This is a genomic window from Calothrix rhizosoleniae SC01, assembly GCF_900185595.1.
GTDB lineage: Bacteria > Cyanobacteriota > Cyanobacteriia > Cyanobacteriales > Nostocaceae > Calothrix_A > Calothrix_A rhizosoleniae.
Window position 1 is genome coordinate 1 of the sequence record NZ_FYBH01000378.1, and the last position, 24,291, is coordinate 24,291.

The 24,291-nt window shown below is 39.6% G+C and carries 18 protein-coding genes, 1 tRNA gene and 1 riboswitch; of the genes, 10 read left to right on the plus strand and 9 right to left on the minus strand.

Features of this window, described 5'->3' with window-relative positions; genetic code table 11:
* From CALSC_RS22975 to CALSC_RS22985, 3 genes are all read right to left on the minus strand, one after another.
* The coding region (locus tag CALSC_RS22975) for a cache domain-containing protein (protein WP_200817726.1) at positions 1 to 1,169 on the minus strand (1,169 nt) is incomplete at its 3' end.
* A gap of 153 nt (positions 1,170 to 1,322) precedes the next feature.
* Positions 1,323 to 4,436 carry a non-ribosomal peptide synthetase family protein gene (locus CALSC_RS22980; RefSeq protein WP_088243566.1) on the minus strand — a complete coding sequence of 1,038 codons (3,114 nt, stop codon included), beginning with the start codon at positions 4,434 to 4,436 and terminating at the stop codon, positions 1,323 to 1,325.
* Between the two features lie 429 nt (positions 4,437 to 4,865).
* Positions 4,866 to 6,293, minus strand: coding sequence for a hybrid sensor histidine kinase/response regulator (locus CALSC_RS22985; protein WP_327331733.1), 1,428 nt, complete (start codon positions 6,291 to 6,293; stop codon positions 4,866 to 4,868).
* A gap of 443 nt (positions 6,294 to 6,736) precedes the next feature.
* Positions 6,737 to 6,833, plus strand: a riboswitch (TPP riboswitch).
* A gap of 7 nt (positions 6,834 to 6,840) precedes the next feature.
* Here CALSC_RS22985 and thiC point away from each other — a divergent pair.
* Complete coding sequence (gene thiC, locus CALSC_RS22990; protein ID WP_088243568.1) at positions 6,841 to 8,214, plus strand: phosphomethylpyrimidine synthase; 1,374 nt, start codon at positions 6,841 to 6,843, stop codon at positions 8,212 to 8,214.
* Between the two features lie 48 nt (positions 8,215 to 8,262).
* Here the strand turns inward: thiC and pyrE are convergent, their stop codons facing one another.
* A complete protein-coding gene (gene pyrE, locus CALSC_RS22995; protein WP_088243569.1) occupies positions 8,263 to 8,880 on the minus strand; it encodes an orotate phosphoribosyltransferase in 618 nt (205 codons plus the stop codon).
* Between the two features lie 102 nt (positions 8,881 to 8,982).
* Between pyrE and CALSC_RS23000 the strand changes: the two genes are divergently transcribed.
* Positions 8,983 to 9,414 (plus strand): hypothetical protein, encoded by a 432-nt coding sequence (locus CALSC_RS23000; protein WP_088243570.1) that lies wholly within the window; start codon positions 8,983 to 8,985, stop codon positions 9,412 to 9,414.
* 93 nt (positions 9,415 to 9,507) lie between these two features.
* On the opposite strand, the gene CALSC_RS23005 is transcribed toward CALSC_RS23000, so the two are convergent.
* Positions 9,508 to 9,580, minus strand: a tRNA-Ile gene (locus CALSC_RS23005).
* A gap of 282 nt (positions 9,581 to 9,862) precedes the next feature.
* Between CALSC_RS23005 and CALSC_RS23010 the strand changes: the two genes are divergently transcribed.
* Both CALSC_RS23010 and CALSC_RS23015 read left to right on the plus strand, forming a co-directional pair.
* Positions 9,863 to 10,543, plus strand: coding sequence for a hypothetical protein (locus CALSC_RS23010; RefSeq protein WP_088243571.1), 681 nt, complete (start codon positions 9,863 to 9,865; stop codon positions 10,541 to 10,543).
* A gap of 194 nt (positions 10,544 to 10,737) precedes the next feature.
* On the plus strand, positions 10,738 to 12,063 hold the full coding sequence (locus CALSC_RS23015) for a hemolysin family protein (protein ID WP_235006906.1): 1,326 nt from the start codon (positions 10,738 to 10,740) through the stop codon (positions 12,061 to 12,063).
* A gap of 163 nt (positions 12,064 to 12,226) precedes the next feature.
* On the opposite strand, the gene queC is transcribed toward CALSC_RS23015, so the two are convergent.
* Positions 12,227 to 12,904 (minus strand): 7-cyano-7-deazaguanine synthase QueC, encoded by a 678-nt coding sequence (gene queC / locus CALSC_RS23020; protein WP_088243572.1) that lies wholly within the window; start codon positions 12,902 to 12,904, stop codon positions 12,227 to 12,229.
* Positions 12,905 to 13,285: 381 nt separating this feature from the next.
* Here queC and CALSC_RS23025 point away from each other — a divergent pair, with 381 nt between their 5' ends.
* From CALSC_RS23025 to CALSC_RS23035, 3 genes are all read left to right on the plus strand, one after another.
* Positions 13,286 to 14,374, plus strand: coding sequence for a Gfo/Idh/MocA family protein (locus CALSC_RS23025; protein WP_088243581.1), 1,089 nt, complete (start codon positions 13,286 to 13,288; stop codon positions 14,372 to 14,374).
* Positions 14,375 to 15,350: 976 nt separating this feature from the next.
* Positions 15,351 to 16,496, plus strand: a complete 1,146-nt coding sequence (locus CALSC_RS23030) for a ParM/StbA family protein (protein ID WP_088243573.1) — start codon at positions 15,351 to 15,353, stop codon at positions 16,494 to 16,496.
* 5 nt (positions 16,497 to 16,501) lie between these two features.
* Entirely contained in the window at positions 16,502 to 17,011 is a 510-nt protein-coding gene (locus tag CALSC_RS23035) for a plasmid segregation centromere-binding protein ParR (RefSeq protein ID WP_088243574.1), read from the plus strand.
* A 458-nt stretch (positions 17,012 to 17,469) separates the two neighbouring features.
* On the opposite strand, the gene CALSC_RS23040 is transcribed toward CALSC_RS23035, so the two are convergent.
* Both CALSC_RS23040 and CALSC_RS23045 read right to left on the minus strand, forming a co-directional pair.
* On the minus strand, positions 17,470 to 18,645 hold the full coding sequence (locus tag CALSC_RS23040; RefSeq protein WP_088243575.1) for a DNA double-strand break repair nuclease NurA: 1,176 nt from the start codon (positions 18,643 to 18,645) through the stop codon (positions 17,470 to 17,472).
* A gap of 255 nt (positions 18,646 to 18,900) precedes the next feature.
* The gene (locus CALSC_RS23045; RefSeq protein ID WP_088243576.1) at positions 18,901 to 20,409 is read right to left on the minus strand and encodes a phenylacetate--CoA ligase family protein; all 1,509 of its coding nucleotides are present in this window, start codon (positions 20,407 to 20,409) and stop codon (positions 18,901 to 18,903) included.
* Between the two features lie 240 nt (positions 20,410 to 20,649).
* Between CALSC_RS23045 and CALSC_RS23050 the strand changes: the two genes are divergently transcribed.
* On the plus strand, positions 20,650 to 22,311 hold the full coding sequence (locus tag CALSC_RS23050) for a serine/threonine-protein kinase (RefSeq protein ID WP_088243577.1): 1,662 nt from the start codon (positions 20,650 to 20,652) through the stop codon (positions 22,309 to 22,311).
* Positions 22,312 to 22,431: 120 nt separating this feature from the next.
* Here the strand turns inward: CALSC_RS23050 and CALSC_RS23055 are convergent, their stop codons facing one another.
* Positions 22,432 to 22,833, minus strand: coding sequence for a hypothetical protein (locus CALSC_RS23055; RefSeq protein ID WP_088243578.1), 402 nt, complete (start codon positions 22,831 to 22,833; stop codon positions 22,432 to 22,434).
* A gap of 256 nt (positions 22,834 to 23,089) precedes the next feature.
* On the opposite strand from CALSC_RS23055, the gene CALSC_RS23060 reads away from it, so the two are divergent.
* Both CALSC_RS23060 and surE read left to right on the plus strand, forming a co-directional pair.
* Complete coding sequence (locus CALSC_RS23060; RefSeq protein WP_088243579.1) at positions 23,090 to 23,302, plus strand: hypothetical protein; 213 nt, start codon at positions 23,090 to 23,092, stop codon at positions 23,300 to 23,302.
* Between the two features lie 209 nt (positions 23,303 to 23,511).
* The coding region (gene surE, locus CALSC_RS23065; RefSeq protein ID WP_088243580.1) for a 5'/3'-nucleotidase SurE at positions 23,512 to 24,291 on the plus strand (780 nt) is incomplete at its 3' end.

Below are 24,291 nucleotides of genomic sequence, written 5' to 3' on the forward strand. Positions count from 1 at the left end.
ACAACAGTAATTTGAATTATCAAGGCACCCAGTCCTAAAATTAGAATTAACTGTGCCGTAGCGAAAGCTTCTTGAGTTAATAAATATTTAGGATAAACTGTGACTAAATACCAATCAGGCTCATTAATTGTGGTTACAGCTATATATTCACCATACTCAGAATTATCAATCACCCCTTTGTTTGGTTGATTGGTGATTAAGTTAAAAATTTTACGTAGATGGGAGTTATTTGATTCCTGAATAGTAAATTGACCATTTCTTTTCTGAATCTCTTCCATCAGTTCAGGATGAGCTACTAAACGTCCATCTTTTCTGAAGATTATATTATGGGTACCTTTGAGATTTTCGTTCAGGGTGCGATCGCGTAAATCACCAATTAAAATATCATGTCCAATTGTCGCAATATGCCTACCACCTACATCTAATGGTGTGACACAGGATGCCATCCAAGCAGCAGCAACCTGATCGTAATAAATTCCCGTCCACACTGTTTTGCGCTCAGGATCGTTGATTGGTCGGGTAATTTGAAAGGATTCATCATCTGTAACCCGGAATGACTCCCTAGAAGGAGCCTTGAGCGCCCACGGATATTCATGCATGTACATAACCATGCCATTTTCGGGAATTTGTGTGTAGCTGTTGGCAAAACGATTAGCCCATGCAGGACCATAAGCACTGAGAGTATCATAATAAGCTAAGACTCGCCGTCGCATATCAGCATCAATTTTGACATTCTTACCCAGAAACACACCTGGAGTTTTCTCCAGTTCAAATTTTTCTGGACGGTTACGCAGGCTACCATCCTTGTATGTGACAAATAAGCGATTAAATTCAGCTTGAGGATCCCTATCACCTAGTGCTTTGAGCTTATCTAATAAAGCCTGTTTCAACACAACATGGTTATCTTCAGCTAATGTGAATATTGCTCTCTCACGCTGGGCACGTAATTTAACGTATTGTTCAAGTTGTAATAGTGACTGTTCTGTTACACGTGAGATTACTTGAAAGTAACCAAGCCCAGTGGAGGCAATAATAACTATACCCATACTAATTGCTGTTTTGAGCAGGGTTTGTTTGGTTAAAGATCCTTTTTGCTTGCCTTGCTCATTACTTTTTACTTGAGAAACAGATGTATTAAAATTACCGCTTTTCAGCCAATTTATATTCATTATTTATACCCGAAAATATTTATAAAAAACACTAAAATTCAGTTAAATTTAAAAATTAAAATTGATATAGGTTGGTTTTTATCAATCACATCAACCTACTATTCTCCTTGACTAAACCGTCTGAAAATTTACACAAAAAGAAGGTAATTACAATCATGACGACGCAGCGAAGTAATCCCAAAATTTGACTTTTTTTAACGATTGTGTAAGTTCTAAAGGAATCAAATTTTGCACTATTATACTGCTATGTAATTTGGATTTATTAGTCGGCTCGTTTAGAGAACCACAACGCATGAAATAGGATAAATATGCCTTTAGCACTGAAGCATTTATGGGAGAACAGGTAATATCGGTTCCAGCCAATCCCGATTCGGTATTACGGCAATCAAACAATTGGGATGATGTCAGAGCAGTTGTCTCGATAAAAGTTTGCTCTGTATCTAATACATTTTTAGTAAACAAAAATACCATCGGTCTTAAAGCATTATCTGTAGGTATATTCAGTAGCTTTTGCTGCCATTGTTGGCGAGAAATAGTAGCCACTGGATGTCCCAGTAAGTTAAGGTCTGCCGCTAGCTGATTGATTGGCAAAACATAGGGACTTTGTAAATGAAAGGTTTTGCTATAAGACTCTGGCTGACGTGATAAATTTGCGATCGCTTTAGCTACATAATCTACGGGAGTCAGATTCATATTTAATTCCCATTCAGGTCCATAACCCATTTGGATTAACCCTTTGATTAATCTGCTAATCATGTTAGTGGGCTGAAAAGCACCGGTTTGACTATGCCCTGTAATCATTCCTAAGCGATAAATACAAACAGGTAAACCCCGACTACGGGCTGCCATAACTAATTTTTCGGCTACCAATTTACTTTGGGAGTAACCATCTAAATACCCTCCAGCACTGAGAAGATCATCTGTTTCTAAAATTAATTTCTTGTTTTTATACTCTGAGGATTGGAAGATATCTAAAGTAGAAATATGATGAACTGGAATAGTTTTTGTAAAAACTGCTAGGCGCAAAACCTCCCTAGTTCCGACAACATTGGTTCCTCGCAAACCAATATAGGGATAAATCAAATTTACATGTGCACCACTGTGATAAATTACCTCAATCTGATCTGCTAATTCTTTAAACTGTATCTCGGTTAGCCCCAACAGGGGTTGTGATAAATCTCCAATTACCGGGACAATCCTTTCTGCAAAATTATCTTGCCAAATTTCATAGCTTTCTAAACTTTGACGCAACCGGGCATGAGCTGCTGATAAACTCTTGGCACGAACTAGACAGAGAATATTTGCCTGTGGATTTTGATGTAATAATTCCTTCAGCAGAAAAGCACCAATAAAACCAGTTGCACCTGTCAGGAAGATATATTTAAGTTCTGGCTTGATCAGATGTCGGGGACATATTGTTGATTCTAAGACTGCATCAGCCTGGATTTCCTCCAAATTCATTGCAGATTCAGTAGTAGAACCGGAAACTTGCACAGCCTCAATTGTTTCGGCTAACTCAGCAATTGTAGGGGCTTTAAATAAGTGCTCAAGGGACAATTCGATTGTGAATGTTTCATTCATGCGGTGCATTAACACAGCTGAAGTCAGGGAATTGCCTCCTGATGCAAAGAAGTTTTCATAGACACCAACTTCTATTCCTAAAATAGCAGTCCAAATTTTGTGTAACTGCTTTTCTACCTCTGTTCGAGGAAGTACAATATCTTCCATTAAATCCAGAGTGGGAACTGGTAATGCCCGGCGATCAACTTTGCAATTAGGAGTCAATGGCAACTGATCCATCAAGACTACCATGGCGGGAATCATGTAATCAGGTAGTTTTTCTTTCAACCATACTCGTAACTGTGATGGATGTATATTATTTGTTTGCTGTAATTTCAATACAATGTAGGCAACTAAACGCAAATCTCCAGGAGGATAATCTCTAGCAATTACTACACATTCTTGTACTTGAGGATGGTCACATAGCGCTGTTTCAATATCTCCCAACTCAATCCGGTGTCCACGAATTTTTACTTGGTTATCAATCCGTCCAATGATAGAGATACTACCATCTGGTAAATAACGAGCTAAATCCCCTGTTTTATAGATACGAGCTGTTGGATCATCACTCAAATGGTCATTTATGAACCTCTCGGAAGTGAGATCAGGACGACGTAAATAGCCTCGTGCTAGTCCCAGACCTCCAATGTACAGTGACCCCTCACCTTCATCAACAACAAGCTCTACAACATCATTCTGGCGGCGAGCCGGCTCTTTGATTACATAGATTTGAGTATTTAAGATCGGACGACCAATGGGTATTGGTTGATCGCCAGGTTCTACCTTGTAAACAGTTGACCAAATAGTAGTCTCTGTGGGACCATACATATTCCAAACTGAAGAACTACGTTCTAGTAGTTGGTTGGCAAGATGTCGAGTTAGAGGTTCTCCACCACAAAGGATTTTCAGATGTTGATTACCTTGCCAATAAATTGCTAGCAACATCCGCCAGGTTGACGGTGTGGCTTGCATAACCGTAGCACCAGAGTCATTTATTGCTTGAGACAATTGAATTGGATCTCTTGCAACTTCACGACTGACAATAAAAGTGGAGGCTCCTACTATGAGGGGTAAAAAAAGTTCTAGAACTGCAATATCAAAAGATATAGTAGTCACGGCCAAAATCACATCTTCAGATGTCAATCCTGGCTCTTGTTGCATTGAGAACAAGAAATTAACTACAGCCCCATGAATAATTTCCACTCCTTTTGGTTTGCCAGTTGAACCAGAAGTATAAATCACATATGCCAAGTTATCTGCACCTACTTGGTTAACTAAATTCTCGTGACTATGCTCAGTAATAGTTTCCCAATCACGATCTAGAGTGACGATTTTAGCTGAGTGTTGATTTAGTTTTTCTAATAGATGGTGCTGGGTTATGACAACAGGTAATTGGGAGTCCTCTAGCATAAAAGCTAGACGCTCTGAGGGATAGAATGGATCCAGTGGAACGTAAGCACCACCTGCTTTGAGGATTGCTAGCAAGCTAATCATCATTGAGATTGATCGCTCGACACAAATACCTACCAGTGTTTCTGACCCAACTCCTAATGATTGCAAATAATGTGCCAATTGGTTGGCTTTTTCATTTAATTTTCGGTAAGTTAATTGCTGATTCTGATAAATAATAGCTATTTTCTCAGGTGTTAGAGATGCTTGTTTTTCAATTAATTGATGAATGGTAATATCTTGATAATTAAGCTGCATTTTTTTGCCTCAAAATAAATGAGAACTAAGTTAAAATTTAAATAACATTTAATATAATATTGAGTTAATTATTTATCATTAGAACTCACCTATCATACGTACATAATCCCGCTTACTGTAGGATAGATACAAAGAAGCCTAATATTTTTTTAAAATCATTAATTAGGCGAAGCTGGTATGATGCAAAATAGATCTAATTAAATGTCACTTCTGGTTAAACATGTTATTCAACGTAGATTGGCTGAAATAACATGGGCACATTTACAAATCCCAGAATTTAGCACCTTTATCATTAGGGTTTTAGCTAATCCCGAAATCAGGTTAATTATGTCATTACAAATTGTTTCAGTCAGGATGAAAATCCTATTTGCATAATTATTTTTAGGGAGTCAAAAAATATTGCCAATATTGTTACTGTCGTGAACAAGATTAAACACTTGATTGTGCTAATACTTGAAACTTTGGCTCGGACTGAACTTTGAAAGGAAGGTTAATAATAAATTCGGTCCCTTTACCTATTTCGGAGTAACAACTTAATTGTCCTTGATGTTTTTCCACAATAATTTGATGACTGATAGACAGTCCTAATCCTGTTCCTTCTCCAACTGCCTTAGTAGTAAAAAAAGGATCAAATATTTTTGACTGTACATCTACGGGAATACCTGGTCCATTGTCAGCAATTTTTATTGTTACCCAGTCCTCATTGGATATTTCCGTACAAATCCAGATAGTCGGCTTGTATTCTTTATTTCCTAATAATGGCAAAGAATTTTTTTCCTCTATCGCATCTATTGCATTTGCCAATAAATTCATAAAAACTTGGTTCAATTGGCCAGCATAGCACTCTATTGGTGGTAGTTCTCCATATTCTTTGATTACCTGAATACCGGATTTACTTGCCCTACCTTTCAGTTGTTCCTGTAAAATTAGCAGGGTACTTTCAATACCTTCATGGATATTTACAGTTTTCTTCAGAGCTTCATCCAAGCGAGAGAAATTACGTAAGGATTGGACAATCTCAGAGATGCGTTCAGCTCCTATCTTCATAGAAGATAAAAGTTTGGGCAGATCTTCCTGTAAGTATTCAAAATCAATTTCTTGGAGATAATACTGAATTTCACTAGGTAGATTGGTAAAATTTGTTTGACAAAGTTTTATCAGTGTAAGTAGCTCTTCATTATATTCATTGGCATAAGTGAGGTTGCCATAAATAAAGTTAACAGGATTATTGATTTCATGAGCAATACCAGCAACAAGCCGTCCTAAAGAAGACATTTTTTCATTATGTATGAGCTGAACCTGGGTTTTTTCCAGTTCCTGGAGCGCTTGGGATAATTCAAAGGTTCGATTATGCACTCTCTGCTCTAATTCATCATTAAGCTGCTTCAATAAACCCTCTGCTACCCGACGTTGCTCAACTTCCTGTTGTAATAGAGAATTTTGCTCTTTTAAATTTTTATCTAAGCGACTTAGCTTCAAGTGAATTTGAACTCTTGCTAGAACTTCTTCATGCTGAAATGGTTTAGTAATATAGTCCACTGCACCTAAAGACAAACCAGTTACTTTATTATCAGGATCGGATAATGCAGTGGCAAATATAACAGGAATTTCAGAAGTTGCAGGATTAGCTTTCAGACGTTTACAGGTTTCAAATCCATCAATCCCAGGCATCATGACATCTAGTATGATCAGATCTGCATCATAATATTCAATTTGTTCCAATGCTGTTTCTCCATCGAGAGCAACTCCGACTTCAAAACCAGCAGCATTTAGAGTATGCGATAGAACTTCTAAATTAGTGGGATTATCATCCACTATTAGAATCGCTCCATTGTGACTTGTCTCAGAAAACATCATTTTATATTTTTAGATATAGAAGAAAGAATATTTTTCTAGACTTAATGTTCAGTTTTATTATTCTACCTTCATATATAATTTGTCAGTAGTATTTTTACGCAAATTCATGGAAGTTATTATGTTGCGATTATTAATTTCAAACTATTAATATTCAACTGCGTTTAGGATGATTCTTAAAGTAAATTTTACAATTTAATTTTAAAGTTTTAATCTAGATTATTATCTATTACCAATTATCAATATTTCCCTTCTTAAGAGGTTGACATAAATCACGTTCAGTATGGGAAATTATCTAGGTAGGAACATTTTTTGACCCTGTTTCTCGTGCTGACAATTTCCTCCCCTCAATTTAGTTTTCAGTTAGAATAATGTATATCAACTATGGGAACTGGCAAGTCAGCGCTTGCCCTATCGCTAATTTCAAAATCAAAGTGCTACAATTATCCCCATGCTAGGGGTGCCTGTGAATCCAGGCTGAGAATACACCCTTAACACCTGAGACTGGTTAATACCAGCGGAGGGAAGCTGTTTATAGAGGAAATCAAATATGCGGACACAATGGGTCGCTAAGCGTCGTGGGCAAGGTAATGTTACTCAAATGTACTATGCTCGCCAAGGTGTGGCTACGGAAGAAATGCACTATGTAGCTCAACGAGAAAATCTTCCTGTTGAACTGATTAAGGACGAAATAGCCAGGGGACGACTAATTATCCCCGCTAATATCAATCACACCAATTTAGAGCCAATGGCGATTGGTATTGCCTCTAAGTGTAAGGTTAATGCCAATATCGGTGCTTCTCCCAACTCTTCCAATATTGAAGAAGAAATTGCCAAACTTAACTTAGCAGTTAAATATGGTGCGGATACCGTCATGGATTTATCCACTGGTGGCGGTAATTTAGATGAAATTCGTACTGCCATTATTAAGGCTTCATCTGTTCCCATTGGGACTGTACCTATTTACCAAGCTGTAGAAAGCGTTCATGGAAACCTAGAAAATCTGACACCGGATGATTTTCTCCATGTAATTGAAAAGCACTGCCAACAAGGTGTGGATTACATGACAATTCATGCCGGACTTTTGATTGAGTATTTACCCTTAGTCAAAACCCGGATTACTGGTATTGTCTCCCGTGGTGGTGGTATTATTGCCAAGTGGATGCTACATCACCATAAGCAAAATCCCCTTTATACCCACTTCCAAGACATCATCGAAATTTTCAAAAGATATGATGTTTCCTTTAGCTTGGGTGATTCCCTGCGTCCTGGCTGTACCCATGACGCATCAGACAAAGCTCAATTATCCGAACTCAAAACCTTAGGACAATTAACTCGTAAAGCTTGGGAACATGATGTCCAGGTGATGGTAGAAGGTCCCGGACACGTCCCCATGGATCAAATTGAGTTTAACGTCAAAAAGCAAATGGAAGAGTGTTCGGAAGCACCTTTCTATGTACTAGGACCATTGGTAACAGATATTGCTCCTGGTTATGACCACATTACTTCGGCTATAGGCGCAGCTATGGCTGGTTGGTATGGTACGGCGATGTTATGCTATGTGACACCTAAAGAACATTTAGGTCTACCCAATTCTGAAGACGTGCGTAATGGGCTAATTGCTTACAAAATTGCGGCTCATGCAGCAGATATTGCTCGTCGTCGCCCTGGTGCAAGAGATAGGGATGATGAACTATCCCAAGCTCGTTATAATTTCGACTGGAGCCGTCAGTTTGAATTATCACTAGATCCAGAAAGAGCTAAGGAATATCACGATGAAACCTTACCAGCAGATATTTATAAAACAGCTGAATTTTGTTCCATGTGTGGTCCTAAGTTCTGTCCCATGCAAACTAAAGTTGATGCAGATGCGTTGACAGAATTGGAAAAATTCCTGGCGAAGGATCAAGAAGTAGTCATATAAAGTTAGGCTTTTGGTTATAGCCACAGGTTCTAACCTGTGGCTATACATTTATCCTAGTTGTCTATACCTCTGTTGAAGTTCCTCAATCTTAAACACCGCTTCAAAATTTAACCCTTGAGATTGATAAAATTCCTCTCCTCCTTGCTGACGATCTATAAGTGAAATTACTGAATTTACGGTGTAACCCGCATCTCGAAGTCTGACAACAGCCTTCATTGCAGATTGCCCCGTAGTCACTACATCTTCCAAAACCACTACTTTCGCACCTACTGGTAAATTAGGGCCTTCAATGTAAGCTTTTGTACCGTGACCTTTGGCTTCTTTACGAATAATTAACGCTGGGATGGGTCGGTTTTCCCAGGCTGAAACTACGCTAACAGCACTAACAATAGGGTCTGCTCCTAGGGTTAACCCGGCTACAGCTTGGGTATCTGTGGGTAACAGAGATAATAAAAAACGACCAATTGCTAAGGCTCCTTGGGGATGTAGAGTGACCTGTTTGCCATTAATGTAATAGCAACTACTTTGTCCAGAAGAAAGGACAAAATCACCCTCTTGGTATGCTAACTGGCAAAATAAATCTAGGAGCTTGTTTCGCAAAGTATGTAAATCAGCAGTACTAGCCCACAAGTTTTGCTGTATAGAATCTTCAGCTTTATTACTCATCACAAAAGATTAAAAGTTATGTTAAACCAAAGGTTGAACTACTAAGAGTTCTGCAAATAAGCATAAGTTAAGATTTACATAAACTATAGGGGAGTAATAAATATGGGTATAAATTTTAAAGTCCTGAGTGGCTTATTAATGCTAATGGCTATCACAGTGAGTTTTCCATCAACTGCGGTAGCGGAAACGGAAACGGAAACGGAAACCTATAATTACCAAACACCAAACGAAGTGTTTGAAAGAGCATTTTTTAAAAATGATCCCAATTTCTATGGTAATAAGACGTTGAGGCGTGAATTAGACTTTATATTGGGAGCTGGTTTAGGCAAGAACTCTTTTATTGAAAATGAAATTGCCAGGGATGGTAAATTGGTAAACATTCTTTACCGTGATATTCTTCAACAACAAGTAGGCAACGATCCCTACATTCGTACCCGTGATTTACCTAATCCATATAGTAGTTCATTAATGATGTCTCCCCGTGTGAATACAGAAAAGTTGAAGGTGGGGACAGAATTCCGGTTTGATAACTGAGAAACTCCGTGACTTCATCATAAACAATATAGTTAATGATAAAAATGAGTTACTCGTCATTGCTCTTAGTGACAAGTAACTCATTTTCATATATCCAGGGTGCAGGAGTTGAACCTGCCTAGGGCGAATTATGAGTTCGCTGCCTCATCCGCTCGGCCAACCCTGGTCAGCTATTAATGTTAGCATACATTGGCATGATTGTACTATTAAAAATAAATTATCAAATTTTTTAGCTTTAACAACTCGATGTAGTCGTTGAGCAGATTAAGATTAATAAATATTGTTGGCAGAAAGTTTAGCGACTAGATAGGTTGAATGAAATTATTCCTCAAGTGGTATTTTCAGTGAAATATCACAGCCAAAACCTGATAAATCCATTAAGATACTAACCCTGACAGCCCAGACACCTTTATTTATAGAAGTATTTTTCCGCAATAGCTGATTAGCAATGAAACTAAATTCCACTGTACTCCTGACTTTGACTTTGTTAACCCTCATGTTAGGGGCTGGTTCTGTAAGTGCTTTTTGGGGTTTTACCTTGGGAAGTTCAGCACTCAAAGGGGTAAGTGCTCCCGATTCCCGTCCCACAAATAAATTTACCAACTCCAAGGTTAATTCTTCCCAGCAGGGAGTAATGATGTTAAAAGAAGAAGAAATACTGAAGACTGTTAAGGCTAGGATTGAAGGTAAAACAAAAACATCTGCTAAAAAACGCAAAAAGAATAAGCAGCCAAAGAAGGTAAACAAAACTTCTACCATCAAACGCCAAGAAAAACTCCAACCAGGCTTTCCGATCAAAACAGAAAGTGAGGGAGTAAGCTTATCTGTACAATCTTCTCGTTTCTCTGGTGGTGCTTTGGAATTGCAGGTGAAAATGCAGAATCAAAGTTCAGAGACGGCACGTTTTTTATATACTTTTTTGGATGTTACCGATGATAAAGGTCGGACTTTGAGTGCTAGTACGGAAGGGCTACCTGCTGAGTTACCACCAGAAGGAACACCTTATACTGGTAGAATTAGAGTTCCCACAGCTCTACTAGATGATGTAAAACAGATATCACTAACTTTAACTGATTATCCGGCTCAGAAACTACGTTTAGTAATATCTAATATTCCGGTAGAAAGGTAAGTAATATGAGGATATGGGAGAATTGGTAGTTGGAGCTCGATCGCGTTATATTTTCAAAGATGCCATTCACCTTATTTTATTCAGGCTAGTTAATATAGAGAATTTTTGTTCTATGATTAATTCTCCATATAAGTGGCTCTTAAATCCACAATTGGCAAGGGATTTTTAGACTAGATTTATCAGTGAGAGTTTTTGTGGGTCTGCGATTATTTTCAGTATTATTGCTGATTACGATTAATGCTTTTTTTGTCACAGCAGAATTTTCGATGGTGACAGTTAGGCGCTCGCGTATCCGTCAGCTAGTGGAAGCAGGTGATATTCAAGCGCTATCAGTTGAAGGTTTACAGCGTAGTATTGATCGCCTATTGTCCACAACCCAATTAGGCATTACTTTATCCAGTTTGGCATTGGGATGGATTGGAGAAAGTGCCATTGTCGGGCTGGTAGATACATGGCTCAAATCATGGCTGCTTCCCAAAAGTGCTAACCCTTTCATCGCTCATTCAATCTCCATTCTCCTTACCTTTTTTATCATTGCCTATCTCCAAATTGTTTTAGGAGAATTGTGTCCTAAATCGGTGGCAATGCTTTATTCTGAGAAATTAGCACGATTTTTGGGCCCTTTAATCAAAGCGATTGTCCGCTTTTTTAGTCCTTTTATCTGGATTCTTAACCAATCTAATCGCTGCTTATTAAGGTTTATAGGTATTGAATATACTGGTCAAAGTTGGAAACCACCAGTAACACCAGAAGAGTTGCAGTTAATAATTTCTACAGAGAGAGAATCTACAGGTTTATTGGCAGGAGAACGAAAATTACTCAATAATATTTTTGAGTTTGGAGAGGTGACAGTACAAACGGTGATGATTCCTCGCACGGGTATAGTCACTTTACAATTTGATACTAGTTTAAAAACTTTTTTTCAGATGATGGCTGATACTGGTCACTTTTGCTATCCAATAATTGGGGAATCTCTGGATGATATTCTTGGCATTCTTTACTTTAAAGACATAGCACAATTTTTGGCTGCGGGTAAGCTGGATATGGATACTAGTATCCAACAATGGATGCGTCCGGTAAAATTTGTGCCAGAAAATACTCTATTACAAGAACTGTTACCCATGATGCAGCAGGAGCAACCCACCATGGTAATTGTGGTCGATGAATTTGGTGGTACAGCAGGTTTGGTAACTATCCAGGATATTATTGCTCAAATCATTGGGGAAACAGGTGAAGCAGAAAATACCGATGAATTATTGATTGAGTTATTGAATGAGCAAACATTTCTGGTGCAAGCGCAAATTAATTTAGAAGAACTCAATGAAATTTTGCATCTCAATTTGCCATTGAGGGAAGAATATCAAACATTAGGGGGATTTTTATTATATCAGTTACAAAAAATACCTTCCCTTGGTGAAACTTGCCAATATCAAAATCTAGAATTGACTGTGGTTTCTCTGGATGGTTCTCGGCTGCATCAAATTCAAGTACGTTACTTGGAAGAAGAGGAGAGGGAGTGATGAGTGTGGGGAGTGTGGGGAGTGTGGGAGTGACAGAGTGACAGAGTGAGGGAGTGAGTGTGGTGATATTTTTCTCCCTTGTCTTCCTTGTCTTCCTTGTCCTCCTTGTCCTCCTTACTCCCTACTCCCTGCTCCCTGCTCCCTGCTCCCTACTCCCTACTCCCTACTTAGCATAAGGGATGGGATCTTGGAGTCCTAATTCTGCGAAAGCAGCAAGTCGTAAACGGCAAGAATCACAGACACCACATGCGACATTTTCACCAGTATAGCAAGACCAAGTTAATTCCCAAGGAACCCCCAATTTATTACCTAATTGAATGATTTCTGTTTTTTTCAGGTTAATTAAGGGAGTATGAATCGTGATTGGTTCTCCTTCCCTTCCTTGCTTGGTTCCTAACCGAAATACTTCCTGCATGGCTTGGATATAGTCTGGGCGACAGTCAGGATATCCTGAATAATCCAAAGCATTTACACCTATGTAAACTCTCTCGGCTTTAATACTTTCAGCGTATCCTAGGGCAAAGCTCAAAAAAATTGTATTGCGAGCTGGGACATAAGTAATTGGTATATTTTGCGCCATCTCATCCAAGTCCCGTTCTTGGGGTAGGTCGATACTATTATCTGTTAAAGCTGAACCTCCCCACTGTCTTAAATCGAAGCTGACAACTTGATGCTCGACAACACCTGCGACTTTTGCGATCGCTAATGCGGATTTTAACTCTTTTCGATGGCGTTGCTGATAATCAAAGGAGATGGCATAAGCTTGACAACCATCAGCTAATGCTTTGTACACAACAGTGCTAGAATCTAATCCCCCAGACAACAGAATTACAGCTTTCATTCCCAGATATAGCGCTACGCGCAAGTAATAAGTAATAAGTAATAAGTTTACTGCTCATAGGTTTGGGCTTTCAATAATGTTCTAACAGAATTGCGTAGTGCTATATCATTTAGAGTTGACGAATAATTTAGTTACAGATGAGTTTAGCTACATATTATAAGGATATGTTATATTTTGCTTTTGGTAAAAAAATTACAATTTTGACTATATTTATAGCAGATATACATATGTCGGGAACTTGCAAGAATCTTTGAAATTCTTCATAAACAGAACCTCTATGTTACCATCTGGGTGGTTTTCAACGGCTCGTCAATGGGAACATAGTAATAGTATCCATGCTAACGACCGTAGCGTCTCTAATATTTGGTGGTTGAGGAGAAAATCATAGTGCAAGATAGCATTTTAGCGGCAGAAACAAATCTCTGTACACAGCGCAAACAGCTACAACCAATCCGCATAGGCGTGATAGGTGTGGGTAATATGGGACAACACCATGCCCGTGTACTGAGTTTGATGAAAGACGTTGAATTGGTCGGTGTAGCAGATATTAATGTTGAGCGGGGTTTGGAAACTGCTAGCAAATATAAAGTCCGATTTTTTGAGGATTATTGCGATCTACTCCCCCATGTAGACGCAGTTTGCATTGCAGTTCCTACCCGGTTACACTATGCCGTGGGTATCAACTGTCTGCTAGCAGGAATTCATGTCCTGATTGAAAAACCCATAGCAGCTAGTATTTCAGAAGCAGAATCCCTAGTCAATGCCGCAGCTGAATCTGGATGTATTCTCCAGGTAGGCCATATTGAGCGTTTTAGCCCTGCTTTTCAAGAATTAAGTAAAGTTCTTAAAACAGAAGAAGTATTAGCCCTCGAAGCTCATCGCATGAGTCCTTATGCCAATCGAGCGAATGATGTATCAGTGGTGTTAGATTTGATGATCCACGACATCGATTTATTGTTGGAATTGGCTGCTGCACCTGTAGTTAAGTTAACAGCTGGTGGTAGTCGTGCTTTAGATTCTGGGTACTTAGATTATGTGAGTGCAACCTTGGGCTTTGCTAATGGCATTGTTGCTACACTCACCGCTAGTAAAGTTACTCACCGCAAAATTCGTAGTATTGTTGCCCATTGTAAAAATTCATTTACAGAAGCAGATTTTCTCCAGAATGAAATTCTCATTCATCGTCATGTTGCTGCTAATTCGATGAATAAATATAAAAAAGCACTTTACAAACAAGATGAACTTATCGAAAAAGTCTCAACTAGCAATACCGACAAGTTGGGTGCAGAATTAGATCATTTTGTCAACTGTGTACGTGGTGGCAATCAGCCTTCGGTTGGTGGCGAACAAGCACTTAAAGCTTTAAGATTAGCGAGTTTGATTGAACAAATGGTTCTAGAAGATAGGTCTTGGAATTTACTAGATTGGCAGTCTGACTCTAAAGTACACTCATTAACTCCCACTCTTTAAATCAGTGAGCAGTTAACAGTTATCAGGCGTATGGTGGAGGATTGCTCCCTCTTTAGTCACTCTGGTAAAATAAAAATCATAGCCAAATTTTCAACTGTAGATAAAGCGAGCATTTGATCGTTTATTTTCTAACATAATCCTTGAAATCAATGTTTTTGGTAAAAGTCCTATCCTGTAAGGGTTATAGATTATTACCTGCCGAAAGTGACTGAAGAGGGTTTATACCATTTCTCTAAATCCTGGCTACAGATAATTCTCCCCCTACTCTCTTTGGGGTTGCGCCACTTGCTGCACCACGCTTAATCAGCGCAACGCAGTGGCTTATTGCTCCACTGCTGTTCATGTTTAGCTTTATTTTGGAGAATTGGTATAAGGTCTGGAGGTAATGCTGGTGAATCGAGTGCCATACTTGTTTGCCAGCAAATAATACAAAAATTGCACAATAAACCATAATATTCATATCTGGGTGACACCTAATAAGAAGAGAAACAACAAGGCTTTAGCCTCTTGTGTAGCACCCTTTTAGAACCCCCTCACCTGATAGCTGGGGAGTAGTCAAACAGGCTTCAGTGGCAATGGTGAAATTAGTTTGCTAATATACTCAAGATATATGTTGAATAATCAGTGTGAGCTGAATAAATAAGCATCTTTCCCATCTTAAAAAATTATTTTGGAGGGTTTTTAATTGTCCATGATATCTGAATAGATTTAAGGGCAAGTAAATAAGCAAGAAAAGATGTAAAAGAGACATTTACATGGGGGAATGTACATAAATAGATGTTTTTGTGTAAAAACAAACCTTGACTTGTTCAACTTTCATCTAAATCTTGTCAAAGCAATGCTTAAATGCGAACACTAGAGTAAAATTTAGCATAGTTATAGATACAGTTGACGTGCCCAAAAAAATCTGGTAGCACGCTTTTTTGTAACATGAGCATGTTAACTTTTTAGAGCTAGGTAAAAACTAGGAGCTTTCATGACAGACCAACCATCTGCCGCTACCCCAATGAATGCCGCTGCTATTCCCATGAATAGGGTGTCGGCTTCCACGCCCATCAATGCTGCTGCACCCAAGCCCGTAAGTAGTGGTGGCAAAAATATTCTCAGTGTTGACTTAGGTCGAACCTCCACAAAAACCTGTGTCAGCCGTGATACTGGTAATGTGACTTTTGTTCCATCTAATGTGAAGCAAATGTCTATGGAACAGGTGCGGGGAGGTGTTTTTGAAGCCCGCGCAACGGATCCATTAATGGATCTTTGGTTGGAATATCAAGGTCATGGATACGCCGTTGGTCAACTAGCTGCGGATTTTGGAGCAAATCTGGGTGTAGGTCAATCCAAAGTCGAATTGGCGTTGATTAAAGTGTTGGCATCCGCTGGCTATTTCAAACTCAAAGGTGATATTTCTATTGTTTTAGGTTTGCCTTACCTATCCCAGGAACAATTTGAGAAGGAAAAATCTCAGTTGGTTAGCCAATTGAGCGGACCCCATGTCATGAACTTTCGTGGCGAGCCTGTGGAGCTGAACATTACTAAAGTTTGGGTGATGCCAGAAGGTTATGGTAGTCTACTGTGGTGCGAGGCTCAACCGAAAAAAGGTCCCGGAAGCCCCGATTTTACCAAATTGTCAGTGGCACTGGTAGACATTGGACATCAAACAATTGATTGCTTGATGGTCGATAACTTCCGCTTCGCTCGAGGAGCCTCTAAAAGTGAAGACTTTGGTATGAATAAGTTCTATGAATTGGTAGCAAAGGAAATTGAGGGAGCAGATAGCCAATCTCTAGCTTTAATTTCTGCTGTTAATAAACCTAAAGGCGATCGCTTTTATCGTCCTAGAGGTGCTAGCAAGCCTACCAACCTAGACGATTTTCTGCCTAACCTTACAGAGCTGTTCTCTCGTGAAATTTGCGATCGCGTGCTAGCATGGCTACCAGAAAGGGTTACGGACGTAATTCTCACTGGAGGGGGCGGAGAATTCTTCTGGGAAGATGTACAACGTCTTCTCAAAGAAGCAAAAATTAACGCCCACTTAGCTGCACCGTCTCGCCAAGCAAATGCTTTGGGACAGTATATTTATGGAGAGGCACAGATCTCATCCAGTCGCGCTGCTAGGTCTTAATACTAATGTTCCAATGGTCAAAAAAGGTTAAATCAGTTACGTTTGAACCAGGGGTTGCAGATGAAAGTTTGCTGGCGCTTGTTGATAGCCATTTGGAAAAACAGCCAGACAAAAATTTTAGCGACCTCTGTAAGGAGGCTCTATGGCAGTCTTTATGCGTACCGGAATCTGTGAAACCTGGCCAAATAGCGACAGCTAAATCAGGGACTGAACACAAGATTGCTGAATTGGAAAGTCAACTGGCTAGCCTAGAAGAACGCTTTTTCGCTAAGGAAGCTCATCGTTTAGAGGCGATGGAACGCCAAATTTTGCAGCTCAGCCAACAAGTTGCACAATTGGCAATCGCGGTTAATCAACAACCAGTAATTCAGTATGCGAACCATTCAGCACCTGCTGTGGAAGCATTGCCTAGTAGTTCTATTGCTAACAATAATGCTACTAATACTGTTAATACTCCCCCGGCGGATGTTGACCCACTAATCAGCCGTCTGAGTCAGTTTCTGGAAGATTTCTAGAGTAATATTTTAGGGTGCTTTTACTTGGGATCGATGTCAATCCTCCTTATTAGTTTTTGCTATTAAGGAGGATTCACGCAATAATGGCACTCTTGTTAAGCGTTAGGAAGAGGCAGGGGAGCAGGGAGCAGGGGAGCTTACACAAATAAATTTGGGTGTATCCTTTTCTTTTTCGGTCAAGCCCTGATAATACTATAAGTAGGTTGGCGTAAAAAATTATCGTTTGGATAAGGCAGGGGGCAGGGAGCAGGGAGCAGGGGGAACAAGGGTTTTAGGCTTATTTACTATTCTTCACATAGTTTGGTTTTATTGTGCCGACTTACTTATTTGGGGTATAGGGTGTAGGTAATAAAGAAGAAGAGATTTTTTTTCAAGCAATAAAATTGAATATTTATCAACACTACACCCAACACCCTACACCCTACCCTGGGTTTTGTCTTAAATTCGTACCATTCGATTCATGCAATACTTCCCCGTTTACGTGCTTCTTTGTAAGAAGTGCCAACATTTTTCAAACCTGCTTTAATCATTTGTTTTTCTAGGAGGGCAAAAAAGCGGGTTTTGTCGCCACCACGTACCACTGCTTGATTATGGGCTTCTGCGATCGCAACTGGATAACCATAACCTTTCTGTACTTGAGCTAGCATTAATCCTAGGGATTGATCAAACAATTCTTGGTCTTTCACCACCCATTCAGGTACTTCTATCCGGGCAATTTCTGCACCGACATGGACGTAACAAAAATAAATTTGTTGATTGTGATATAAATCTAGAATCCGGGCATTACTACGCCACAGAGGACCCCTTTGTCCCGGTTTGAGTTGGGTTGTCCATAGAGTTGTATCTCGTAAGGATTCAAAGGCTTTACAAGGCACTTTTTCCTGTTGGTTGGGACAAAAGCTCATACAATCGGGGGAGGGATGGGGACAAGCTGCTAGACGTAAAAAGTTTATCCCTTCAATACTACGGGAAGCACTTAAATACCCCATTAATGGGACTTTAGCCTCTTGCATTTGTTGCCAAGCTTCTAAGATGGGGGGCAAAATATGTTCCCTGGCATCACTAGGTAATTGTTCTAAAAACCAATAAATTAAGGAACCATCTACCATTGCCAATAGAGGTATTTCTTCTTTGATGCTGATAGCTAACTCACCTAGGATTACCGCTTCCGATGTAGTACGGCGATAACCCATCCATTCCTCAGTTCTAATCCCCCATTTCCGGGACATATATAAATCTTCTTGGCGGTAGAATATCTCCGGCAAACTATCGAGGAGGGGGTGTTTGTTTTGACCGTAATGTATGACTATCCGACCAATATTCAGGAGGTAACAGTAAGCAATTTCGTGGTGGCTGGGGGAAATTTGGGAGCCATCCGTGGCGATGATGGTGTGAACCTTGGGAGGGGTGGGAATATTGGTACAGGTGTTGAGGGGTTCTGCGGGGGTTGCATTAGCAAAGAGAATGCGATCACGCCATTTTTTTTGTTGCTCAACCAGTAAGTTTTGGCGATTACAAGCATCATGGAAATATTTTTGAGCTAATTCCAGACGTTGGCGGCTAGCAGCAGCTTCTTGGGTCAGATGTTGACTCAAACCCTGCATTTGTCCCGTTAGTTTGGTAAGGTCGAGCATGATAGAAATATGGTGTTGGGTGTTAGTTGGGAGTTGTTAGTTGGGAGTGGAGAGTTGGTAATGGGGACGGAGGCGACTTAGAGATAGATAAAACCGATGAAGCAAGAATCTCCCATCAAGTCTGGGAGTATGATGATGAGAGTGTCAATTGAATACTCTCAGGTTATTCACACATTGCAATATGAAAAGATGGAATTTCCCCACCACCTAACCCTGTCTCCATTTCAACCTTCTTGTCACCCCCTAAGGTATGCCTCACTTTCTTGTATAGCGATGCTTCACACCCACGGGAAAATAATCCCCATCACCCATCCCTCGTAACTCCACCAAGGGCATTTGATATTCTGAAGGTACATAATTAGCAAATTCACTATTTAACCGCTTTAATTGGGTCAAAATAGAAGTTGCAATGGTCTTGGTTTTCTCTTCACTAGCTTCCACTCCTGGTGCTAATTCCACCACCACAGATAAAAACCGATTCTTATCTGCATCTTCTTTCACCTGCATGACAAATTTACCCGTTACCCAATCTTTAATCCCCGATTGTTCCAATCCCACCGTCACATTTTCGGGATAGATATTGGCACCGAAGTAAGAAACGGTAAAATTAGAACGTCCAAATACATAAACGAAGGGAAAAGGACGAATTCCCCTCCCATTTTTAGTTTGTAATTTTGTAACTGGATTGAATCCCCAATCAGCTAAAAACTCAAGCATGGCATTATATGTAATAATTCCCCCATTGTCTAAAATGTTGTAGCGAATTAAGGGAATACCGTTATCTCCAGAAAACAATAAATAACCATCTTGGACTTCAATAAAACGGCTCAGGGGGTCATATTGTAACAGGTTAGGTAAACGAGATTCTCCAAATAATGCTTTGGCTGCATCTGGATGTTCTGCTAAGAAGCGACGAATGCAAATACTTAATGGCGTTTCATTCCCCAGTACTCCTCCATCTGCTGTTCCATACATAGAAGCAAAGTCATAGCAGGGATTTTGGGAACCTAATCTTTCTGCAACTAAACTGCGCCATTCTTCACTAAATACTTCCCCTGCCATGACTAATTTTACCTGGTATTGTTGCCACTTCAAGCCACGGGCAATACCAGTATCAATCACATCTTTCAGGAATGGGGGATATCCTAACAATACCACTTGGTCAAAATTAGTTCCCAGTTCTTCTACTACCCGCAAAATTTCTGTTTTATTATTACCTGGGGTAATCAAGGTGAGAGGATACCCCTTACTAGCCAGATAACGGCAGCAATTGGTGGAGTACATACCCCCTACCCAAGTTCCCAGGGTGAAACAAACTACAGCCAGGGTACGCCTGGTATCAGTAGCAAAGCTGTCATAAAATATCTGCTCAAAACGAGTGGCTATTTGTAGCTCATCAGTTAAAAAACGGGGCCAAAATGTGGGTTTTCCTGTAGAACCAGAAGAGGCTGCCACCATATCACATTTTTCTAATTGGCCATAACGGCATAAGCTAGACAGGGAATGCTGTTGTAAATAATTTTGTTTAGTAATTGGTGGGAGCTGCTGGAAGTCTGCAAAACTGTTGATAGATTCGGTTTTGATGTTATGTTCTTCGAGAAAATCCCGGTAAGCGGGTACAGTGGCAGCAACATGGTGAAATAATTCTACAATGCGATCGCTGGCTTTGGTTTGGAGATGTTGTTGTAGTTGAGTATTTAAAGGAGTAGTTAAAAAGTCGGTAAATGCCTTCATGACCTCTTGCTGCTGAGATTCCTGGTTCATAATATTAGTAGTGATAGCTAAAACTGTATGCTATTGATGCTGAATAAAAATCTACTACTAAATTTGTAATTATTTCCTGAACCAATTGGCATTTTCAAATTTGTGTGTAAATATTTTACCCTGCATCAATGTTTTGGCCAACATTCATATGGAAAACCATATAAACCCCAGAAAATATGCGTAAATCAGGCTCATCTCGTTGTAGCTAATTGATAAAAAATATATTTACCCTTCAGCGCCATGCCAGTTTATTGCAGTAAACACCACGAAAATCATGGGAATAATCGCTTTTGCACTCAGTGCGGCGAACTTTTACCCATTGCTCCCCAAGAAATAATTGCTGACCGCTATCGTATTGTTCGGATGCTAGGACAAGGTGGTTTTGGCCGTTCTTATTTGGTGGAAGATATTCATAAATCTCAACAACAATGCGTATTGAAGGAGTTTGCACCCCAAGTAGAAAAAAAGCTGGAGTTACAAAAAGCTCGGGAATTGTTTGAGAGGGAAGCCCATGTACTAAAACGGCTGAATCATCCCCAAATACCTAGTTTTCACTCTTCTTTAGAGGTGAGTTTGGCTAATAAGGAGTTGTTCTTATTGGTACAGGACTATGTGGAAGGTGATAACTATCTCCAGTTACTAGAGAAACGCCAACATCAAGGTGAGACTTTTACTGAGGATGAATTGGTTAAGCTACTACAACAGATTTTACCTGTGTTGTCCTACATCCACTCACAAAAGGTCGTTCACCGAGATATTTCTCCAGATAACTTGATTTGGCGACTCACTGATAATTTACCTGTACTAATTGATTTTGGAGGTGTGAAACAGTTACCTGCAAGTAAGGGTTTCTGGTTCACTCAGCTAAGTGGTAATCGCACATTATTAGGTAAAAAAGGTTACGCTCCAGAGGAACAGTTACGGCAAGGCCAGGCTTTTCCCAGTAGTGACTTATACTCTCTGGCTGTAACGGTATTAGTATTATTAACAGGAAAAGAACCACAAAAACTATACGATAGCTATCACGGTAATTGGCGCTGGGGAGAAGAGATCAAAGTTAACTCCAACTTAGAAGGGGTGTTAAAAAAGATGCTGGCTTATAAGCCTAGCGATCGCTATCAAACAGCTGATCAAGCCCTCAAGGATTTACGTTCTCCCTCCAAGGTCAAAACTATCCCCCCTTACATTACTAAAATCAAAACGATGGTGATGGCTCCAGGGAAACAAAAAATACAAAATACAGTCAGTAAATTCAATAATCAAACCCAGGCGATCGCTCAAAGTATATCTATGCCTTTGTGGTTACGTCCCTTTGCCATTAGTTTGGTGGGGACGAGTGTGGTTGTATTAAGTTTGGTGGGAAGTTGGGCATTAGTTAATGCAGTGGTTCGCAGTGTCGCCTCAATTTCCTTACCTCAAGTCTCCCTACCTAAACTTCCTGGCGGAGCTCATAAAGAAGGCAGTCAGATTAAGAAAATTTTAAACCGCCGCCAAAAGTTGGGAATTCCTGAAGGCTTTTTTAATAGAACAGTGAATGCTGTTTTTTATACTAAAAATACTCAAATAAAAGGACGCAGCCTGACATCCAACTCAGAAGATGCGGTTTTACGTCGAGAATGGTATCAAATGGCGGAAGAATTATTACAAAAATTAGAACAAGCAAAACTTAGTCGCAACGCACGGCAGAATTTAGGTAATTATAGTGGTAAAGACTATGATAAGTGGAAACAGCAAGCTAATAGCAAACAATTAGGTAAATACACCATTGATAGACTAAACCAAGAAACAAACCAAAAATTTTATCGCTTATTCCCCGAATTATCCCGCCAAAAACTAGCACAACAGAATTTTGGTCAAATTTGGTATGCGATCGCATCTGATATTGTCGCCAAAGCTAGATAATTAGGCGTTGCTGAATACTACTTATTACTTGCCCATAGCGCTATAGAAGAAATTGATTGTCAAGCCTCACTCACTGTATTATACAGAAGGGCGATTGCTTGACTTGTAGCTGATAATTTATCAATAGTAATTGTAATAGTCGTAACCTCTTTCTAACCTCCAAATTCGTCTATTGATCCGCCAAATTCTAGCTGCATAAGGATTTTCTCTCCAATAAGCTCTTCGACACCATCTCCAAGAACCGCCATTACGACGGCAGATACGATATCTGTAATTACGTGTTCTTTCCCAACGCCGTGCCAAGCGTCGATAATAGGATCTTTGTTGGTACAAGCGTTGCAAAGCTATTCGCCGTCCACGTCTAGGATATTGTGCAACTGTAGATTCTACAGCCGATTTGTTGGTATTGTTTTGGGTCAAGATATTTTCTTCTGCCTTTACTTGTGCGCCACTAGTTAATACACTAACTAAAACAGCCATACCAACAGCAGACACTTGCATTAAGGCTTTCCGTAATAACATAACTATCTCCTTTACCTTGGGCTAAAGATAGCGAAGATGTTAAAAGTCGATGAAATTACAATCGATTCTTTGTTTTCCAAAAATTCCTCTTCCCAGGGGAATTGATTTGTTTTTTATGAGCCATTATCCCATGAGTAGCCATTTTTGCCTGCCAAACTCCAACCCAGAAAATTCATTTGATGTTGCTCACAGTTTGATACCGCAAATATTTTTATTACTTCATAGGGGCTGATTATGGTTCGCTAATTTAATCCCAATGATACTAACAGTATTTTTGATTTTTGTATTGATGATTGTTTTTTGCCTGACTTTGGCGATCGCTTCTAATTTCAAGCATAACAACCTATATATATTATCTTTTACAAGTCAAGATGAAGATATAAAATGTCATAAAATTTTGCCTATTGGCATTGCTCTCAGTAGTTTGCCAGTAGAAGAGTGGGTTATAGTACAAATGGCACAAAGTTAAGATGAAGCCCAGGGCAGAGTGTTGGGGGTAGGGTGTAGTGTTGATAGATATTCAATTTTAGTGGTTGTCAATTAAACCAGTAAAATGGACACTACAATTCTGTATATTGAATCACATCGCTGACATCTTCATCACAAGATGTAATTAATTAAGCGAAAATAATTCCACCAATGCCACTGAACAAAAGACCAATCATTAAATAGTAAAAAATGAAATTACTCATTAGTAACGACGATGGCATCTCTGCTTTAGGAGTCCGTACCCTAGCTAATACTTTAGCAGAAGTAGGACATGAGGTCACAGTGGTATGCCCAGATCGAGAACGTTCTGCGACAGGACACGGTTTAACCCTACATCAACCAATTAGAGCAGAAATTATTGAATCCATATTTCACCCTAGTATTAAAGCTTGGGCATGTTCTGGAACTCCATCTGATTGTGTCAAATTAGCATTGTGGGCTTTGTTAGATTCTCCACCAGCATTGGTATTATCAGGTATCAATCAAGGAGCAAATTTAGGTACGGAAATACTCTACTCTGGGACTGTTTCCGCCGCAATGGAAGGGATCATTGAAGGAATCCCTAGTATTGCCTTGAGCCTTGCCAGTCATACCAGCAAAGATTTTCAACCAGCCGCTAACTTTGCCAAAATTTTAGTAGAACAAATCACGGCTAAACCTCTACCAGACTTGATGCTATTAAATGTTAACATTCCACCTGTATCATGGTCAGATATTGCTGGTGCGACCATTACTCGTCAAGGAATACGCCGTTATGTGGATGTTTTTGACAAAAGAGTAGATCCACGGGGGAAGACTTATTATTGGCTTACAGGAGAAGTACTTGAGGATATTGAACCTCCCAAAGGTTTGAATCTTCCCGAGCATATACCCATTGATGTACATGTCATCCGCGAAAATTATATTAGTATCACTCCATTGCAATACAATCTTACTTATGGTAATGGGCTGGAGCAGTTACAGGAGTGG

Coding starts and splice junctions, on each gene's coding strand:
- CALSC_RS22985 (WP_327331733.1), bottom strand. CDS start 6,293: ATGATGTTTTCTGAGACAAGTCACAATGGAGCGATTCTAATAGTGGAT.
- CALSC_RS23045 (WP_088243576.1), bottom strand. CDS start 20,409: ATGAACCAGGAATCTCAGCAGCAAGAGGTCATGAAGGCATTTACCGAC.
- CALSC_RS22980 (WP_088243566.1), bottom strand. CDS start 4,436: ATGCAGCTTAATTATCAAGATATTACCATTCATCAATTAATTGAAAAA.
- CALSC_RS23000 (WP_088243570.1), top strand. CDS start 8,983: ATGGGTATAAATTTTAAAGTCCTGAGTGGCTTATTAATGCTAATGGCT.
- CALSC_RS23035 (WP_088243574.1), top strand. CDS start 16,502: ATGTTCCAATGGTCAAAAAAGGTTAAATCAGTTACGTTTGAACCAGGG.
- thiC (WP_088243568.1), top strand. CDS start 6,841: ATGCGGACACAATGGGTCGCTAAGCGTCGTGGGCAAGGTAATGTTACT.
- CALSC_RS23040 (WP_088243575.1), bottom strand. CDS start 18,645: ATGCTCGACCTTACCAAACTAACGGGACAAATGCAGGGTTTGAGTCAA.
- CALSC_RS23010 (WP_088243571.1), top strand. CDS start 9,863: ATGAAACTAAATTCCACTGTACTCCTGACTTTGACTTTGTTAACCCTC.
- CALSC_RS23060 (WP_088243579.1), top strand. CDS start 23,090: ATGATACTAACAGTATTTTTGATTTTTGTATTGATGATTGTTTTTTGC.
- CALSC_RS23055 (WP_088243578.1), bottom strand. CDS start 22,833: ATGTTATTACGGAAAGCCTTAATGCAAGTGTCTGCTGTTGGTATGGCT.
- CALSC_RS23050 (WP_088243577.1), top strand. CDS start 20,650: ATGCCAGTTTATTGCAGTAAACACCACGAAAATCATGGGAATAATCGC.
- pyrE (WP_088243569.1), bottom strand. CDS start 8,880: ATGAGTAATAAAGCTGAAGATTCTATACAGCAAAACTTGTGGGCTAGT.
- queC (WP_088243572.1), bottom strand. CDS start 12,904: ATGAAAGCTGTAATTCTGTTGTCTGGGGGATTAGATTCTAGCACTGTT.
- CALSC_RS23030 (WP_088243573.1), top strand. CDS start 15,351: ATGACAGACCAACCATCTGCCGCTACCCCAATGAATGCCGCTGCTATT.